This window comes from Castellaniella sp., from assembly GCF_034674885.1.
In the GTDB taxonomy this organism is placed as follows: domain Bacteria; phylum Pseudomonadota; class Gammaproteobacteria; order Burkholderiales; family Burkholderiaceae_B; genus Castellaniella.
Genome location: NZ_JAUCDS010000032.1, coordinates 1 through 18,500 on the forward strand (window position 1 = coordinate 1; position 18,500 = coordinate 18,500).

The window sequence follows — 18,500 nt, forward strand, 5'->3', positions numbered from 1 at the left end:
TTGAAGGTTGCGATCGCGAATTCGTCATGTTTAAGGGGATTTTGTGCGATATAGGGTATCCGTCCGGTGAACGCACCTTGAGCCGTTCGAGCATCCGATAGAGCATACGTGTCCGCTTAAATTTCGTGGACACGTATGCACCAAGACCCCACCAGCAAGCCGCGTCGTCGGCGCCGTACCTATACTGCACAGTTCAAGACCGATCTGGTCGCCCAGTGCATGGACCCGGCCGTCTCCCTGGCAGCGGTGGCCATCGAGCATGACCTGAACCCCAACGTCTTGCGCCGCTGGGTCATCGAGCACGAACGCCTGGGCCTGCATGATGCCGATGCCCAGACCGATGAAGCCCGAAGCATTACGGCCCCAGCGCCCGCGAACTGGCTGCCCTTCGTGCCGGTCCAGACGGTCGCCACCGAGCGACTGCCCACAGGCCCGCTACAGCCCGAGGGCAGGATCCCGCTGACGCTCAGTGGCCAAGGCCTGACTCTCACGCTGGACTGGCCGATGGCCGAACACCAGACACTGGCCCAGTGGGCACGCCTGGTCTTGGCATGATCCGCATCGACCGGATCTGGCTGGCGGTCGATCCCATGGACATGCGCGCCGGCCTGGATACGACGCTCGCCCGAGTGGTGCGCGTGTTCGGCGCCGCACACCCGCATCATGCCTACGTCTTTGCCAACCGCCGTGCCACGCGCATCAAGGTGCTGATGCACGACGGCATCGGCGTGTGGCTGGCTGCGCGCCGCCTGAATCAGGGCAAGTTCGTCTGGCCCGCGCCCGGTAGCACGCACCTGACGCTCACCGACGAGCAAGCCAGCGCCCTGGTACTGGGCCTGCCCTGGCAGCGCCTGGGCGATGCCGGCGTCATCGACTGCATCTGAGCCTGCACACGCCTGGACTGTGCAATCGGTGCTGATGCCGATGGTGCGATGCAGCACCTGCTGGCATACTGCCCGCCATGACAGCCGAAGCACCCGACTCACTGCAGGACATGGACGCCACGCAACTGCGTGAACTGGCGGCCAGCCTCATGCACACGCTCGGGCGCACGCGCCAGGAACTGACGGCCAGCAAGACGCTCAACGAGAAGTTGACCTTCGAGATCGCGATGCTGCGCCGCTTCCGCTTTGGCAAGCGCGGCGAGCAGTTGCTACCCGGCGTACAAGGCAGCCTCTTGGAGGAAGCCGTCGACGAAGACCTGGTCGAGATCGAAGCGCAACTGGCGGCCCTGAACCCCAAGGCCGATCCCGCGTCCGACCCCAAGGACAAACCCAAGCGCACGGCGCTCCCCCCAGATCTGCCCCGCATCGAGATCCGGCACGAACCGCACAGCGCCACCTGCACGTGCGGTTGCCAGTTGAAGTTCGTGCGTGACGAGGTCAGCGAGAAGCTGGACTACACGCCCGGCACCTTTACCGTTGAGCGCCATGTGCGCCCGATCCTGGCCTGTCCGCAGTGCGAGACCATCACTCAGGCACCGATGCCCGCCTACGTGATCGACAAGGGCCTGGCCACCCCGGGCCTGATGGCCCATGTGCTGGTGGCCAAGTACGCCGACCACCTGCCGCTGCACCGCCAGGAAGGCATCTTTGCCCGGGCGGGTCTGCGCATTGCGCGATCAACGCTGGCCGAGTGGGTCGGTGCCTGCGGCTTTGCACTGCAGCCGCTGGTCGCGGCCCTGCGAGACGAGATCCTGGCGCACCGGGTGCTGCATGCCGACGAGACTCCGGTGAAGCTCTTAAAACCCGGCAGCCGCGCCACCCATAAGGCCTATCTGTGGGCCTACACTCCAGGCGCCTTCGAGGCCCTGCAGGCCGTAGTCTATGACTTTACCGAAGGCCGTGCCGGGGCGCACGCCCGGGAATTCTTCGGGGACTGGACCGGAAGCCTCGTCTGTGACGACTATGTCGGCTACAAGGCGTGCTTTACTGCCGGCATCACGGAAGTGGGCTGCATGGCGCATGCTCGACGCAAGTTCTTCGATCTGCATGCGGCCGGCCAAAGCCCGGTGGCCGCCCAGGCGCTGGAGTCCATCGGTGGCCTGTACGCCATCGAGCATCAGATCAAGGACCTGTCCGTGGAAGAACGTCTGGCGCAACGCCAGCAGACCGCAAAACCCTTGGCGGGCACATACCACGCGTGGATGCTGGCCCAGCGCCAGAAGGTGCCGGAGGGCTCGGGCACGGCTCGGGCGCTGGATTACAGCCTGAAGCGCTGGGTGGCGCTCACGCGCTACCTGGATGACGGGATGCTGCCCATCGACAACAACCGGATCGAACAACAGATCCGGCCCATCGCCGTGGGCCGCAATAACTGGTTGTTTGCGGGTTCCTTGCGGGCCGGCAAACGGGCCGCTGCGGTCATGAGCCTAGTGCAGTCGGCCAAGCTCAACGGCCATGACCCCTATGCCTATCTGAAGGACGTACTCACGCGTCTGCCCACGCATCCGAACAGCCGGATCGGAGAATTGTTGCCGCATCGCTGGCAGCCTGCTGAAGACTGATGATCATCGTCGGTTGAAATTTGACCCACCGTCATCACTTCCGTGCAAACACCAGAAAGGCTGCGGCCGCCTATCGGCGGCCGTCAAGATGTGTTCGCTGAACGCTAACCTACCGGCGGCCGTCAAGATGTGTTCGCCGGACGCTAACTGAAGACCGCAAGTGTAGCGCATAATTCAGGCTGACTATTCAGCGGAGGTCTCATGCAAGCCATAGAAATCACGGCTCCCGGCGGGCCCGAAGTCCTGGAACTCGTGGAACGCCCCACCCCCGTTCCCGGCCCCGGCGAGGTCTTGATCCAGGTGGGCGCGGCCGGCATCAACCGGCCCGACGTCTTCCAGCGCCAGGGCAGCTATCCGCCGCCGGCCGGCGCATCCGATCTGCCCGGACTGGAAGTCGCCGGACGGATCGTGGGCGGCGACGCGCAAGCGGGCGGGTTCCAGATCGGCGACGAGGTCTGCGCCCTGCTGGCGGGCGGTGGCTACGCCCAGTACTGCGTCGCGCCGGCTGCGCAATGCCTGCCGGTGCCCAAGGGCCTGTCCATGATCGAGGCCGCCGCCCTGCCCGAGACCTATTTCACGGTCTGGAGCAATGTCTTCGATCGCGGCCGGCTGTCGGCCGGCGAAACCCTGCTGGTGCATGGCGGGGCCAGCGGCATCGGCACCACGGCCATCGCGCTGGCGCACGCCTTCGGCCATACCGTGTACGCCACGGCCGGCAGCAGCGAACGCGTACAGGCGATCGAGGCGCTGGGATGCTCCCGGGGCATCAACTACCGCACCCAGGACTTCGTCGAGGAAATCCACGCCCTGACGAACAATCGCGGGGTGGACGTCATCCTGGACATGGTGGCGGGCGACTACCTGCCGCGCAACATCAAGGCGCTGGCCGACGACGGCCGCCTGGTGATGATCGCCCAACTGGGCGGCGCCCACGGAACGGTCAATTGCTGGCAGGTCATGGCGCGCCGCCTGACCATCACGGGCTCCACCCTGCGAGCCCGGCCCGTGGCCTTCAAGGCCGCCATCGCACAGTCCCTGCGCGAACGGGTCTGGCCGCTGCTGGAAGCCGGCACGGTCCGCCCCATCATCCACGCGACCTTTCCCCTGGCCGAGGCCTCTCGGGCGCACGCCATGATGGACGCGGGCGAACAGATCGGGAAAATCGTACTGACGCTGTCATGAACCAGGGGGCCGTGGCGCCCCCGAACAACATGCCGCAGTCATTGAAAAGGGCGCCCCGCGATCGCGGGGCGCCCTTTTTTCAGGCAGTGTCCGGGCGGCGATGCCGACCGGACCGGCAGGCGATCATTCCGCCGCCGTCGGGGCGGCGGGGCCGCCCTGGGCTTCGATGCCGCCGATGGCCTTGACCGACAGACGCAGACGACCACGATCGTCGGCTTCCAGGATCTTGACGCGCACCGACTGGCCGACCTTCAGCACGTCGTTGATGTCGGCGATGCGGTAGTTGGCGATCTCGGAGATGTGCAGCAGACCGTCGCGGCCCGGCAGGACCTGGACGATGGCGCCGAAGTCCAGCAGACGCTGCACCGTACCCTGGTATTCCTGGCCGATTTCGACGTCGGCGGTCAGTTCCTTGATGCGGCGCTCGGCTTCGTGGGCGCGGTCCAGGTCGGCGCTGGCGATGGTGATGCTGCCGTCGTCGCTGATGTCGATCTGGCAGCCGGTTTCCTCGGTCAGCGCGCGGATGGTGGCGCCGCCCTTGCCGATCACGTCGCGGATCTTTTCCGGATTGATCTTGATGCTCAGCATGCGCGGCGCGAAGTCGGACAGTTCCTGGCGGGAGCCGTCGATGGCCTCGCGCATCTTGCCCAGGATGTGCAGGCGGCCTTCGCGGGCCTGGGCCAGCGCCACCTGCATGATTTCCTTGGTGATGCCCTGGATCTTGATGTCCATCTGCAGGGCGGTCACGCCGGTGACGGTGCCGGTGACCTTGAAGTCCATGTCGCCCAGGTGATCTTCATCGCCCAGGATGTCGGTCAGCACGGCGAATTTCCCGCCTTCCTTGATCAGGCCCATGGCCACGCCGGCCACGTGGTCCTTCACCGGGACGCCGGCATCCATCATGGACAGGCTGCCGCCGCAGACCGAAGCCATGGACGAGGAGCCGTTGGATTCCGTGATTTCCGACACCAGGCGCAGCGTGTACTGGAATTCTTCGGCGCTGGGCAGCAGGGCCAGCAAGGCGCGCTTGGCCAGACGGCCGTGGCCGATCTCGCGGCGCTTGGGCACGCCAAAGCGGCCGGTCTCGCCCGTGGCGAACGGAGGCATGTTGTAGTGCAGCATGAAGCGGTCACGGTACTCGCCCATGATCGAATCGATGATCTGTTCGTCCTGTTTCGTGCCCAGGGTCGTGACCACCAGCGCCTGGGTTTCACCCCGGGTGAACAGGGCCGAACCGTGCGCGCGAGGCAGCACGCCCAGGCGAATGCTGATGGGACGAACGGTGCGCGTGTCGCGGCCGTCGATACGGGGTTCGCCGTTCAGGATCTGGCCGCGGACGATTTCCGATTCCAGGGCGAACAGCATGTTCTCGACTTCGACGCTGTCGGGGGCGGCATCGCCCCGGGCGCCGGCGTGCTCGGCCAGTTTGGCCTTGACGTCGGCATAGACCTGACGCAGCTGAGTCGTGCGTTCCTGCTTGTTGCGCACCTGGTAGACCGCCTTCAGGGGTTCGAAGGCGGCGCTGCGCACTGCGGTCGCCAGGGCTTCGTTGCGCGGGGCAGCATGCCAATCCCATTCGGGCTTGCCGGCCTCGGCCACCAGTTCGTGGATGGCGTTGATGCAGGCCTGCATCTGTTCGTGGCCGAACACCACGGCGCCCAGCATCACGTCTTCCGGCAGTTGCTTGGCTTCGGATTCGACCATCAGCACGGCGGCTTCGGTGCCGGCCACGACCAGGTCCAGCTGGGACTGTTCGTGCAACTGAGTGGTGCTGGGATTCAGGACGTACTGGCCGTCCACGTAGCCGACGCGCGCGGCACCCACCGGGCCGTTGAACGGGATGCCGGAGATGGCCAGGGCAGCCGAGGCGCCGATCAGCGCAGGAATGTCCGGATCGATTTCAGGATTGACCGACAGCGTGTGGATGATGACCTGCACGTCGTTGTAGAAGCCTTCCGGGAACAGCGGGCGCAGCGGGCGATCGATCAGGCGCGAGGTCAGGGTTTCCTTTTCGGAGGGCTTGCCTTCGCGCTTGAAGAAGCCGCCCGGGATCTTGCCGGCGGCATAGGTTTTCTCGACGTAATCGACGGTCAGCGGAAAGAAATCCTGGCCGGGTTTGGCGGTGCGGGCAGCCACGACAGTGGCCAGGATGACCGTATCATCCACGGATACCAGCACGGCGCCAGAGGCCTGGCGGGCGATTTCGCCGGTTTCCAGGACGACGGTGTGCTCACCGTACTGAAACGATTTGCTCACTTTATTGAACATTTTCTTATCCTATTAAGAGGATCGCCTGCAGGCACGCGCCCACAACCCGCCATGAGCGGGAACTATTTCAGCGATCCATGACAAAAAGCCGCGCACACTGCGGACATGAAGGCAGCGTGCACGGCTCGTGCAAGGGGAACGAAGTCCCCGGGCATTATTTGCGCAGACCGAGTTTTTCAATCAGGGCGCGATAGGAATCCGGGTTGCGACCCTTCAGGTAGTCCAGCAGTTTACGGCGACGGCTGACCATGCGCAGCAGGCCGCGGCGCGAGTGGTGGTCCTTGGTGTGGGCCTTGAAGTGGCCGGTCAGTTCATTGATGCGGGCGGTCAGCAGAGCGACCTGGACTTCAGGAGAACCGGTGTCACCAGCGGCGCGCTGGAATTGCGCAACGATGTCGGATTTGACGATATCAGCAACGGACATGCTTTTTAACCTCGAAAACAAGCGGCAGCACCGAGGCGCGCTGCCGTGGGATGAAAAAACGCCACGCAAATCGTGGCGCAGGCAAAATTATAGCGGATTTGAGTCCCGCATGCGCTGGCCCAGGCGTCGCGCACGACGGATCCGCCACAGCCAGACCAGCCAGCCCGACAGGCTGTAGAGCACGAACAGTGCGAACAGCACCACAGGGGGGTCGCTGGACACGAAGACGAACACTGCCACCACCAGCAGCATCACCCAGAACGGCACGCTGCGCCCCAGGGCGAAGGACTTGCCGCTGAAAAACGGCGCGTTGGACACCATGGCGATACCGGCGTAGACCGTCACGGCAAAAGCCGCCCAGGGAATCAGGCCATCCGACAAGGATAGTTTGTTGTCTACCGAGAGCCAGACGAAACCGGCCACCAGGGCCGCCGCCGCCGGGCTGGGCAGCCCCTGGAAATACTGCTTGTCGACCTTGCCGATGTTGGCATTGAACCGTGCCAGGCGCAATGCCGCGCCCACCACGTACACGAATGCCGCCAGCCAGCCCCAGCGCCCCAGGCCCTGCAGCGACCATTCGTACATGACCAGCGCCGGCGCCATGCCAAAGGAAATCATGTCAGCCAGGGAATCGTATTGTTCCCCGAAGGCCGACTGGGTGTTGGTCAGGCGGGCCACCCGTCCGTCCATGCTGTCGAAGACCATGGCCAGGAAGATCGCGATGGCGGCGACCTCGAAATGCTGGTTCATGGCCTGCACGACGGCATAGAAGCCGGAAAACAGGTTGGCGGTGGTGAATGCGTTGGGCAGCAGGTAGATGCTGCGGCGGCGCTGTCTTTCGTCAGGCATGGAATGTTCAGGCTGCGGAGTCGTCATCGCGGGCGGGGACGGGAAGTTCGGCCAGCACGGTACTGGTGGCCTTGACCTTGTCGCCGATGGCGACACGCGGCCGCGTCCCTGGAGGCAAGTATACGTCCACCCGAGAACCGAAGCGGATGAAGCCGTAGCGCTGGCCCGCATACAGGGACTGTCCGACCGAGGCATGGCACAGGATGCGCTTGGCCACCAGGCCGGCCACCTGCACCGCCGTCACGGTCTGCCCATCGGGAGTCTGCAGCACCATGGCATTGCGCTCGTTTTCCAGCGAGGCCTTGTCCAGCGCAGCATTGAAGAACTTGCCCGGAAAGTATTCGATGGACTGCACCGCGCCGTCGACCGGCACGCGGTTCGAATGCACGTTGAAGACGTTCATGAAGACGCTGATCTTCAGGGCCGGGCGACCACCGGCATAGGGATCGGCCGCGTCTTCCACGCAGACGATGCGCCCGTCGGCCGGGCACAGCACCAGGCCATCGCCGTCCGGCGCCTCGCGCGAGGGATCGCGGAAGAACTGCAGGGCGAACACGGCAAAGATCCAGAACGGGATCGAGACCCACCAGGACCAGGCACTGACCAGCAGCGCCACGATCAGCGCGCCGATCAGGATGGGCCAGCCTTCGCGGGCAATCAGGGGATGCGGATAGGGAGGGATTTTCATGGTAGGCGCAAGGATAACCCAAAACGGCCGGACGCCCCGCTGGGGCGGCCGGCCGTTCGCGGCATGGACAGGATCAGTTCTTGGACTGATCGACCAGCTTGTTGGCGGCGATCCAGGGCATCATGGCGCGCAGCTTGCTGCCGACCTGCTCGATCTGCGATTCGGCGTTCAGACGACGGCGCGAAGTCAGTTCCGGGGCGCCGGCGGCGTTTTCCAGGATGAAGTTCTTCGCATAGACGCCGGACTGGATGTCGGCCAGGCACTGGCGCATCGCGGCACGGGTTTCGTCGGTCACCACGCGCGGGCCGGTGACGTATTCGCCGTATTCCGCGTTGTTGGAGATCGAGTAGTTCATGTTGGCGATGCCGCCTTCGTAGATCAGGTCCACGATCAGCTTCAGTTCGTGCAGGCACTCGAAGTAGGCCATTTCCGGCGCATAGCCGGCATCGACCAGGGTCTCGAAACCGGCCTTGATCAGTTCGACGGTACCGCCGCACAGCACGGCCTGTTCGCCGAACAGATCGGTTTCGGTTTCTTCGCGGAAGTTGGTCTCGATGATGCCGGCACGACCGCCGCCATTGCCCATGGCGTAGGACAGCGCCAGATCGCGGGCCTTGCCGGACACGTCCTGGTGCACGGCGATCAGGTGCGGCACGCCGCCACCCTGGGTGTAGGTGCTGCGCACCGTGTGGCCCGGGGCCTTCGGGGCGATCATGATGACGTCGATGTCGGCGCGCGGCACGACCTGGCCGTAATGCACGTTGAAGCCATGGGCGAACGCCAGCGCAGCGCCTGCCTTCAGGTTGGCCGCGACGTCGTTGCGGTAGACCGCTGCGATGTTCTCGTCGGGCAGCAGCATCATGACCACGTCGGCGCCCTTGACGGCTTCCGCGACTTCCTTGACGGTCAGGCCGGCGTTCTCGGCCTTTTTCCAGGACGCGCCGCCCTTGCGCAGGCCCACGGTGACGTGGACGCCCGAATCATGCAGGTTCTGCGCGTGGGCGTGGCCCTGCGAACCGTAGCCGATGATGGCCACGTGTTTGCCCTTGATCAGGGACAGGTCGCAGTCTTTGTCGTAGAAAACTTTCATGTTGGATACTCCGTTGGATGACTTGATTCTGGTTAAAGAAATTTAGAGCTTCAGGACGCGTTCGCCACGCCCCACTCCGGAGACGCCCGTGCGGACGGTTTCCAGAATGGCGCTGCGGTCCAGTGCCCCGATGAAGGCGGCGATCTTGTCCTGCACGCCGGTCAGTTCGATGGTGTAGGTCTTGTCGGTGACGTCGATGATGCGCCCGCGGAAGATCTCCGCCATGCGCTTCATTTCCTCGCGTTCCTTGCCGACCGCGCGGACCTTGATCAGCATGAGCTCGCGCTCGACGTGGGGGCCTTCGGACAGGTCGACGACCTTGACCACGTCCACCAGGCGGTTCAGGTGCTTGGTGATCTGCTCGATGATCTCGTCGGACCCGATCGTCACGATGGTCATGCGCGACAGCGTGGGGTCTTCAGTCGGCGCGACCGTCAGGGTTTCGATGTTGTAGCCGCGCGCCGAGAACAGGCCCACCACCCGGGACAAGGCGCCCGGTTCGTTTTCCAGCAAAACTGAAATTACGTGTTTCATGCTTATCCCCTCACAGATCCTCGGCGCCCAGCAACATTTCCGTCAAGCCACGGCCAGCCTTGACCATGGGCCAGACGTTCTCGGTCTGATCCGTGATGAAATCCATGAAGACGAGGCGGTCCTTGTATTTGGTGAAGGCCTCGCGCAGCGCCGGTTCGACGTCAGCGGGCTTTTCAATGCGCATGCCCACATGACCGTAGCTTTCGACGAGCTTGACGAAATCCGGCAGCGCATCCACATAGGATTCGGAATAGCGTGAACCGTATTCGATCTGCTGCCACTGACGCACCATGCCCAGGTAGCGGTTGTTCAGGCACAGGACCTTCGGCGTCAAGCGGTATTGACTGCAGGTGGACAGTTCCTGGATGTTCATCTGGATGGACCCTTCGCCGGTGATGACGGCGACGTCGCGATCCGGATTGGCCATCTGCACCCCCATGGCAAACGGCAGGCCCACACCCATGGTGCCCAGGCCACCGGAATTGATCCAGCGGCGAGGTTCCGGGAAGGGATAGTACTGGGCCGCCCACATCTGGTGCTGGCCCACGTCTGACGTGACAAAGGCCTGGCCACGCGTGACTTCCCACAGTTTCTGCACCACGTACTGGGGCTTGATCACCGTATCGGAATTCTCGTAATCCAGGCACTTGCGCCCGCGCCAGGCATCGATCTGCTTCCACCAGGCGTCCAGGCGGTGTTCCGCCACGCTCTGCTCGGCCAGCGATTGCGCATACAGGCCGATCAGGTCCTGCAGGACCTCGCGCACATCGCCCACGATGGGCACGTCCACCCTCACCCGCTTTGAAATCGACGAAGGGTCGATATCGATGTGGATGATCTTGTGCGCCACCTGCGCGAAGTGTTTGGGATTGCCGATCACCCGGTCGTCGAAGCGCGCGCCGATGGCCAGCAGCACGTCGCAGTTCTGCATGGACATATTGGCCTCGTAGGTGCCGTGCATGCCCGGCATGCCCACGAATTTTTCATCCGTGCCCGGCAAGGCTCCCAGCCCCATCAGGGTGGTGGTGCACGGCGCCCCGGTCATGCGCACCAGTTTGCGCAATTCGTCGGCGGCGTTGGCCAGCACAACCCCGCCGCCCGCGTAGATCATGGGGCGTTCGGCGGCCAGCAGCATCTGCACGGCCTTTTTGATCTGGCCCTGGTGGCCCTTGGTGACCGGCGCGTAGGAACGCAACTGCGTGGCACCGCGCTTGGGCGTGTATTTGCAGGTCGCCACGGACACGTCCTTGGGGATATCCACCAGGACGGGGCCGGGACGGCCGGAACGCGCAATGTAGAAGGCGCGGCGCATGGTCTCGGCCAGGTCCTTCACATCGCGCACCAGGAAGTTGTGCTTGACGCAGGGCCGCGTGATGCCCACGGTATCGCATTCCTGGAAAGCATCCTGGCCGATCGCGTGCGTGGGCACCTGACCGCTGATGATGACCATGGGAATCGAATCCATGTACGCCGTGGCGATGCCCGTGACGGCATTGGTGACGCCGGGACCGCTGGTCACCAGGCATACGCCGATTTTGTCCGAGGATCGGGAGTAAGCATCCGCCGCGTGAACCGCAGCCTGCTCGTGTCGCACGAGGACGTGCTGAAATTTGTCTTGCTTGTAGATGGCGTCGTAGATGTAGAGGACGGCACCGCCCGGGTAGCCAAACACGTGGTCTACGCCTTCCTCGATCAGACAACGCACGACGATGTCGGCGCCATTGAGTTCCATGATGGATTCCTTTCGTAACCTGTGTCATGCACCAAGCGGCCTATTGGCAGCCCGGGCCAGTCCTGGGGGTCCTCAACATGATCCGACGCTTGGCGATTCACGGAACCGCTTTGCCCGGACACATCGGGGAACCAGTCTGCACCCCTTGGCACAAGACACTCGCGCCATGGGCGCAGTGTGGTGGAAATGGACGCCCCGGACCACGCTTGTGGCGCATCCTGGAGCATGAAAACGGAAGACGAAAAAAACCGGGTGTGTGACCCGGGTGTTCGCCACATCGGCCAACCCTGATGCGGGATGGCGGAACGGCTAATTTACCGCGTTGCAACATGTGCCGCAAGCGACACCGCCCCGTGATGCCATCCGTGCCGCGCAAGATGTCTGGAAACCCCCACCAAAGCCGCCAGACTTTCTATACTGCGATCATCGCCCTGCTCCGGGTCCACGGCCTTCCTGCATGACACCCTCGACACCGCAACTGCAGCGATTCTTCTACAGCCACTATTTCTTTGGCGGCCTGCGCCAGGCAACGGGCGTGCTGCTGCCCGCCCTGGTGCTGTCGGGCCTGTTCGGATGGATCGCCAGCGGCTTCGTGGCGGCCGTGGGCGCTGCCTGCGTGGCCATCCTGGACCAGCCCGGCGGCCCACGCCGCTATGGGATCAACGGCATGTTCGCCGCCCTGTGCCTGGGCTCGGCCACCACCGCAGTGACGGGACTGGCCGCCAGCCATGCGCTGGCCATCTGGCTGGTCGTGCCCGCGCTGTGCTTCGCCTTTTCCATGCTGACAGTCTATGGCAAACACGGCGGGCTGCTGGGATTCGCCTGCCTGCTGATCATGACGCTGACCCTGCGCACGCCGCTGACGCAGGCCGACGTGCTGCAGCACACCCTGACATCCTTCCTGGGTGGGGCGTTCTACCTGGTCTACAGCGCCATCGCCCATCGCGTCCTGTGGCACCGGGAGGAACAGCAGGCGCTGTCGGTCGCCCTGTTCGCCACGGCGGATTACATCGCCACCCGCGCCCGTTTCTACGACGTCCACCTGGATCTGGAGGAAAGCTACCGACAGCTGATCCGCCACCAGGCCGCCATGACCGACGCCCACCAGGCGGCCCGCGACATGGTCCTGCGCGAACTGCCGCGCGGCACGACCTCGCGGGCCGACCGCCTGCGCCAGGGGCTGCTGAACCTGTTCGTGGACATGGTCAGCCTGCTGGACAGCACCGTGGCCACCCATACCGACTACGCCACATTACGCCAGGCCCTGCCCGACAGCGACGCGCTGCTGTTCGTGCGCGACGCCATGCGCAAGCTGGCCGACAACGTATCCGGCCTGGCCCTGAACGTGGCCCGCAACCGCCGGACCCGGGTGCGCAACAGCGTCAAGGCCGAACTGCGGGCACTGGAATTCGAACTGCAGCAGTTGCGCGAACAAGGCCTGCCACACAGCAACCCCGAACTCTATGCCCTGCTGGTGCAGGTGCTGCGACGCCTGCGCAACATGACGCGCCAGGTCGACCGCATGGCGGACCATTCCGTCAATCCCATGCCGTCGGATTCCGACCTGCCCAAGGCCAACCGGTCCCTGAACCGCTTCCTGACGCGCCAGAAATGGCAGCTGGCGCTGCTGACCGACAATCTGCATCGACAATCCGCGCATTTTCGCTATGCCATCCGGGTGGCCATCGCCGCCCTGCTGTCCATGGTGGTGGGCAGCGCGCTGGCGCACACGCCGATGGTCCGATCCCTGGACCCGGGCATGGCCGGCCACAGCTACTGGATCATCCTGACGGTGCTGATCATCATGAAGCCCGGCTTCGCCCTGACCCGCCAGCGCAACGGCTGGCGGCTGATCGGCACCCTGATCGGCTGCGGCCTGTCGCTGGTGCTGTTCTATCTGGGGCTGAGCCCGGAACTCTATCTGCTGATCCTGGTGGCCAGCAGCGTGCTGGGCTACAGCCTGATCCAGGTGAACTACACCTTGTCGGCCGTCTTCAACACGCTGTTCGTGCTGCTGATCTTCCATTTCCTGGTGCCGGGGTCCAACACGGTGGTCGGCGAGCGACTGGTAGACACCGTGATCGGCAGTATCCTGGCCCTGAGCTGCAGCTATATCCTGCCCTCGTGGGAACGCAATACGCTGGACGACCTGGCGCGCACCCTGCGCGCCGCCAACCAGATCTTCCTGCGCGGCGGCCTGGCCTTCGTGCAGGCCGCACGCATGGCCCGGCAGGCCGGTCAGCCCGGCGGCACGGAACAACAGGAAGCCGAAACCCAATGGAAGCTGTGCCGCAAGAACGTGCACATCGCCTTCAGCAATTTCGCCGCCGCGTTCTACCGCATGATGGACGAACCCACCCGCCGTCAACGGCACGTGCCCGAATTCAACCGCCTGATGATCCAGCACCACGCGCTGGCATCGCAGATCGCCGCCGTGATCCCGCAGCTGGCGCTGCTGGACACCGAACCCGACGGCATCCGTCAGGCGCTGGCAGCGACCGGCGACCTCCTGGCCGACCGCCCCGCTGCCCCGCCCAACGTCATCGAGACCGATGGCGACCACGCGGCGCTGGCCTATCCGCTGCGCCAGATGATCAAGGCATCCCAGCAGATCCAGGAGAACATGCGGGCACTGGAACCCGTCCGCAGCGACGCGCCCACCGGGTCTTCCGGGCCCGCCTGAACCCCCAACGGGCCCACAGCAGGCCCCGGGTTCAGATGGGCGCCCCCATGATCAGGTCCGGCAGCCAGGTGACGACCTGCGGAAAAATGCTCAGCAGCACGATCGCCCCCATCATCACCAGCACGTATGGCAATGCACCCATCAGGATGTCCCGGGTCGGCACGTCGGGTGCGATGGCATTCAACACGAACAGATTCAGGCCTACGGGAGGCGTGATCAGGCCGATTTCCATGTTGACAGTCAGGATGACGGCGAACCAGTAGGGGTCGAACCCGGCCTGGGTGATGATGGGCAGGAGCAGCGGCGCCGCCATGACGATGATGGCCACCGGCGGCAGGAACATGCCGGCCACCAGCAGGAACACATTGATCAGCCCCATCAGCAGCCAGCGATTGATCTCCAGCGATGCGATGGCCGCCGCCAGCGACTGCGTGATGAACAGGGACGACAGCGCAAAGGCGAACAATTCCGCCGAGGCCATGATCATCATGATCATGACGCTTTCGCGCATGGCCGAACCGAAGACCCCGGTATAGGTGCGCATCTTGAAGAGGCGGTACACCACGGCCACCACGATCAGGGTCAGCAGCGCGCCCGCGCCGGCCGCTTCGGATGGCGTGGCCACCCCGCCATACAGCACGAACAGCATGCCCAGGATGATGAGCAGCAGCGGCAGCACGCGCGGCAAGGCTTCCAGTTTGTCGCGCCAGGAATAATGCCCGGAGCCTGCGCCCCCGAACCGGAAGCCCTTGCGCCGCGCGTCGAACAGCGCCCAGGCCATGAACAGCGCCGTCAGCAGAAGCCCCGGCATGACGCCGGCCAGGAACAGCCGCCCGATCGAGGTCTGGGTCGAGATGCCGTAGACGATCATCGTGACCGACGGCGGGATCAGGATGCCCAGGGTTCCCCCCGCCGCAATCGACCCGGTGGCCACCGAGGCCGGATAGCCGCGACCCAGCATCTCGGGAATGCCCATCTTGCCGATGGCCGCGCAGGTGGCGGGGCTGGATCCCGTCATGCCGGAAAAAATGGCGCAGGCCCCGATATTGGACAGAATCAGGCCGCCGGGAACCTTGTACAGCCAGCGATCCAGGGCCTTGTACAGGTCTCCGCCGGCGGGCGTCCCCGCTACGATCGCCCCCATCAGGACGAACATGGGAATCGCCACGTACCCCAGATTGGCGATGCCGGCGAACATGGTCTCGGCCAGCACGTAGATCACGTCGGGCCCCATGTCCAGGAACAGGCCCACCACGGCAGCCAGGCCCAGGGCGAATGCGATCGGCATGCCCGTGGCCAGCATCAGGCACAGACCCACGATAATGCTGATTCCTGCCAGCATTGGCGTCATGACGGCTCTCCCTTGAGCTTGATGATTTCCGCGACATACTGCAGGCACAGCAATCCAAAACCGAACACGACCGGCGACAGCGGCATCCACAACGGCACGGCAGCCACGCTGGGCGTCGTCCAGCCGCCTTCCAGGGCCTCGTACAGGTGCAGACCCGTCGCCACGGTCATCACGGAGCAAAATGCCAGCCCCAGCCAGGCGCCCACCCGATCCATCCAGCGGCGCGTCCGGGGCCCCACCAGCAGCTGGATGAAATCCACGCCCACATGGCCCTTGGTCATCAGCACATAGGGGGCGCCCAGGAAGATGGCGGCCGTTGCCCCGAACACCACCGCCTCGGTCTGCCAGATCGTGGCGGCCCGGAAGACGTAGCGCATCAGGATCATCTGGCACACGACCAGCATGGCGAACACCAGCAGCAGCACGGATGCAACGCCGCAGGCCCTGGACAGGACCTCGACCCAGCGTATGAAAATTCGACTCATGCGACCTCCCGGCGTCGCTTCAGCGGCAGGGCCTGCGCCGGGCTGTGCCGAGCGCAGGCCTCATTTCGGTTTGCTTTTACTGAACGGCCAACGCCTTTTTCAGCAAGAGATCGCCGCCCGGCACCTTTTCGGCGAACTGCCGATAGGACGAATGTTTGGCGATGTTCATCCAGGCCTGGTAGTCCTCGGGCGTCATCGTCACGACTTCCACACCGGCCTTGGTGTAGACATCGCGCATTTTCTGTTCGCCCTTCTTGGCTTCCCCGGTGAAGTAGTCCTCCGCCTTTCGGGCGGCAGCCAGGATGGCCTCGCGCTGTTTGGGCTCCAGTTTGTCGAAGACCTTCTTGGACATCAGCACCGGTTCGTACATGAACCAGAGGGCGTTGTCCCCCGGCGCGGTCAGGCACTTGGCCTGCTCGTACAGCCGGTACGACACGAAGCTGTCGTTGGACGTGTTGGCCGCATCCAGCACGCCCGTCTGCATGGCCGAATACACTTCGGACGAGGGCATCGAGGAAATCGACGCGCCGGCTGCCGCCAGCATCTGTTCGAACGCCGGACCGGCCGCGCGAATCACCTGCCCCTTGATCGTGTCGGGGCTGGTGATGCAGTTCTTCTTGGATGCGAACCCGCCAGCCAGCCAGGCATCGGCAATCACCACCGCGCCCTGCTTTTCGACCAGCGCCTTGATGTCCTTCATGAAGTTGGACTGGTTCAGGCGCTGCGCATGGTCGTAGTTGCGCACCAGGCCCGGCATCAGCGTGGCCGAGAACTGCGGCACCCGACCCGAGGCGTAGTCCAGCGGAAAGGCGGCCATGTCCAACTGGCCGCGTGTCAGCGCGCCCCACTGTTCGGTCGCCTTGTACAGCGAAGAGCCTGGGAACACCTGGATCTTCAGCCCCACGTTGGCGGCCTCGACCTCGCGGGCGATGATCTGCACCATTTCATCCCGAGGATCCCCCTGCCCTCCAGGGAACTGGTGCGAGGCCCGCAGCGTGGTCTCGGCCAGCGCAGTCCCCGAGCCGGCCGCCATGGCCAGCCCCAGCGCGGCGCAAAGTATGTGTCGCTTCATCATCATGTTGTCTCCTGATTATTGGTCGTCGTGGTCCTTCCGGCCGTACCCTCCCGGATCCGGCTTGCCTCATGATCGGCTGAATGTCCTCCTTGTCGTCAATGCCGGCTTGCGTACTGCTGCCGCAGCACGTTCTTCTGAACCTTCCCCATGGCATTGCGCGGCAGCGCATCGGCCACGTGGATCTGCTTGGGTACCTTGAAATTCGCCAGACCGGCCTTCAGATCGACCAGCATGGCGTCGGTATCGACCGCCGCCCCCGCCCTGGGCACGACGACGGCCACGACGGCCTCGCCGAAGTCCGCATGCGGGATGCCGATGACGGCGGATTCCTGGACGCCGGGCATGGCATCCAGAACCATCTCGATTTCCTTGGGGTAGACGTTGTAGCCACCGGTAATGATCAGATCCTTGCTGCGCCCGACGATGCTCAGGTAGTCGTCGGGGATGCCCGCCCCGCCCAGCACCCCGATGTCGCCGGTGCGAAACCAGCCGTCGGGCGTGAATTCCTGGCGTGTCTTTTCCGGCATGCGCCAATAGCCGGCGAACACATTGGGGCCGCGCACCTGCACGTGCCCGGGATCGCCTGCGGCCAGGGGCTGGTCCACATCGTCGACCACCCGCACCGTGATCCCCGGCAGGGCCGGCCCCACCGGCCCGGGCAGGCGTTCGCCGCGCGCAGGATCATAGGGGTTGGAGGTGATCATGCCGGTTTCGCTCATGCCGTAGCGTTCCAGGATGGTCATGCCGCTGCGCGCCTGGAACTCGCGGAACGTATCGACCAGCAGCGGCGCAGAACCGGAGATGAACAACCGCATATTGCGACAGGCGTCGCGGTCGAAGCGGGTATCGGCCAGCAGACGCACGTAATACGTCGGCACGCCCATCATCAGGGTGCAACGCGGCAGGTAGTGCAAGGCCTGATCGACATCCAGCCTGGGCAGCCAGATCATGCGGGCGCCTGCCAGCAAGGCGCCGTGGGACGCCACGAACAGGCCGTGCACGTGGAAGATCGGCAGCATGTGCAGCAGCACGTCATCGGATCGCCAGCCCCAATACGCCTTCAGCGTCAGGGCGTTGGAGGCCAGATTGGCATGGGTGAGCATGGCGCCTTTGCTGCGGCCCGTGGTGCCCGAGGTATACAGGATCGCTGCCAGATCGTCGGGCGCGTTGTGCGCCGTCTCGAAATCGGCAGCCTGCCCTGCGGCGGCCTGCGTCAGGCTGCCCTGCCCATCGGCGTTCAAGGTGAAGACATGGGCGGCGCCCTTGCGCTGCGCCAGCGGCTCGCACCAGCCGTGGGCGCCGTCCGAACAGACAACCACGGCCGGCTCGGCGTCTTCGAGAAAATACGAGACCTCAGCCTCGTGATACGCAGTATTGAGCGGCAGGTAAACCAGACCGGCCCGCACGGTGGCCAGATAGAGCATCAGAGCTTCCGGCGATTTGTCCACCTGGACCGCCACCCGGGACCCCGCAGGCACGTCCAGCGAACGCAGCAGATTGGCCATCCGGCCGCTGAGGGCATCGATATCCTGCCAACTGTAGGTGCGCTCCGGGGTTTCGAGCGCTACCGCCTGCCGGTCTGCCGGGAAACCCGACTGCAGGATCGTATAAAGGTTGGCATTGGGTTCCAAGT

16 protein-coding genes are annotated in these 18,500 nt (G+C 64.5%); 5 read left to right on the forward strand and 11 right to left on the reverse strand.

The annotated features are described in order from the left end of the window. Window positions 1-135: 135 nt before the first annotated feature. The 4 genes from VDP74_RS13705 (at window position 136) to VDP74_RS13720 (ending at window position 3,688) form a co-directional block, all read left to right on the forward strand. The gene (locus VDP74_RS13705) at window positions 136-555 is read left to right on the forward strand and encodes a transposase (RefSeq protein ID WP_323000204.1); all 420 of its coding nucleotides are present in this window, start codon (window positions 136-138) and stop codon (window positions 553-555) included. Then, entirely contained in the window at window positions 552-884 is a 333-nt protein-coding gene (gene tnpB, locus VDP74_RS13710) for an IS66 family insertion sequence element accessory protein TnpB (protein ID WP_323000205.1), read from the forward strand. The genes VDP74_RS13705 and tnpB overlap by 4 nt, the downstream gene beginning before the upstream one ends. Before the next feature lie 77 nt (window positions 885-961). Beyond that, window positions 962-2,506, forward strand: a complete 1,545-nt coding sequence (gene tnpC, locus VDP74_RS13715) for an IS66 family transposase (RefSeq protein WP_416232997.1) — start codon at window positions 962-964, stop codon at window positions 2,504-2,506. Between the two features lie 201 nt (window positions 2,507-2,707). Beyond that, window positions 2,708-3,688, forward strand: coding sequence for an NAD(P)H-quinone oxidoreductase (locus VDP74_RS13720; protein WP_323000206.1), 981 nt, complete (start codon window positions 2,708-2,710; stop codon window positions 3,686-3,688). Between the two features lie 123 nt (window positions 3,689-3,811). On the opposite strand, the gene pnp is transcribed toward VDP74_RS13720, so the two are convergent. From pnp to VDP74_RS13755, 7 genes are all read right to left on the reverse strand, one after another. Beyond that, window positions 3,812-5,956, reverse strand: a complete 2,145-nt coding sequence (gene pnp / locus VDP74_RS13725) for a polyribonucleotide nucleotidyltransferase (protein ID WP_323000207.1) — start codon at window positions 5,954-5,956, stop codon at window positions 3,812-3,814. A gap of 154 nt (window positions 5,957-6,110) precedes the next feature. Then, window positions 6,111-6,380 carry a 30S ribosomal protein S15 gene (gene rpsO, locus VDP74_RS13730; RefSeq protein WP_066453017.1) on the reverse strand — a complete coding sequence of 90 codons (270 nt, stop codon included), beginning with the start codon at window positions 6,378-6,380 and terminating at the stop codon, window positions 6,111-6,113. A gap of 87 nt (window positions 6,381-6,467) precedes the next feature. After that, window positions 6,468-7,256 (reverse strand): CDP-diacylglycerol--serine O-phosphatidyltransferase, encoded by a 789-nt coding sequence (gene pssA / locus VDP74_RS13735; RefSeq protein WP_416232998.1) that lies wholly within the window; start codon window positions 7,254-7,256, stop codon window positions 6,468-6,470. Then, window positions 7,237-7,917, reverse strand: a complete 681-nt coding sequence (locus tag VDP74_RS13740) for a phosphatidylserine decarboxylase (protein ID WP_323000209.1) — start codon at window positions 7,915-7,917, stop codon at window positions 7,237-7,239. Before VDP74_RS13740 ends, pssA begins: the two co-directional genes overlap by 20 nt. 73 nt (window positions 7,918-7,990) lie before the next feature. Beyond that, window positions 7,991-9,007: a ketol-acid reductoisomerase gene (ilvC, locus tag VDP74_RS13745; RefSeq protein ID WP_323000210.1), complete on the reverse strand. Its 1,017-nt coding sequence runs from the start codon at window positions 9,005-9,007 to the stop codon at window positions 7,991-7,993. A gap of 42 nt (window positions 9,008-9,049) precedes the next feature. After that, window positions 9,050-9,541 (reverse strand): acetolactate synthase small subunit, encoded by a 492-nt coding sequence (ilvN, locus tag VDP74_RS13750; protein WP_323000211.1) that lies wholly within the window; start codon window positions 9,539-9,541, stop codon window positions 9,050-9,052. A gap of 10 nt (window positions 9,542-9,551) precedes the next feature. Next, entirely contained in the window at window positions 9,552-11,273 is a 1,722-nt protein-coding gene (locus tag VDP74_RS13755; RefSeq protein WP_323000212.1) for an acetolactate synthase 3 catalytic subunit, read from the reverse strand. Window positions 11,274-11,730: 457 nt separating this feature from the next. Here VDP74_RS13755 and VDP74_RS13760 point away from each other — a divergent pair, with 457 nt between their 5' ends. Beyond that, entirely contained in the window at window positions 11,731-13,956 is a 2,226-nt protein-coding gene (locus tag VDP74_RS13760; protein WP_323000213.1) for an FUSC family protein, read from the forward strand. A gap of 31 nt (window positions 13,957-13,987) precedes the next feature. On the opposite strand, the gene VDP74_RS13765 is transcribed toward VDP74_RS13760, so the two are convergent. The 4 genes from VDP74_RS13765 to VDP74_RS13780 form a co-directional block, all read right to left on the reverse strand. After that, window positions 13,988-15,307, reverse strand: a complete 1,320-nt coding sequence (locus VDP74_RS13765) for a TRAP transporter large permease (protein ID WP_323000214.1) — start codon at window positions 15,305-15,307, stop codon at window positions 13,988-13,990. Further along, window positions 15,304-15,792 (reverse strand): TRAP transporter small permease, encoded by a 489-nt coding sequence (locus VDP74_RS13770; protein ID WP_323000215.1) that lies wholly within the window; start codon window positions 15,790-15,792, stop codon window positions 15,304-15,306. The genes VDP74_RS13765 and VDP74_RS13770 overlap by 4 nt, the downstream gene beginning before the upstream one ends. A gap of 76 nt (window positions 15,793-15,868) precedes the next feature. After that, window positions 15,869-16,870: a TRAP transporter substrate-binding protein DctP gene (gene dctP / locus VDP74_RS13775; RefSeq protein WP_323000216.1), complete on the reverse strand. Its 1,002-nt coding sequence runs from the start codon at window positions 16,868-16,870 to the stop codon at window positions 15,869-15,871. Between the two features lie 92 nt (window positions 16,871-16,962). Continuing rightward, window positions 16,963-18,498, reverse strand: a complete 1,536-nt coding sequence (locus VDP74_RS13780; RefSeq protein WP_323000217.1) for a malonyl-CoA synthase — start codon at window positions 18,496-18,498, stop codon at window positions 16,963-16,965. Window positions 18,499-18,500: the final 2 nt, after the last annotated feature.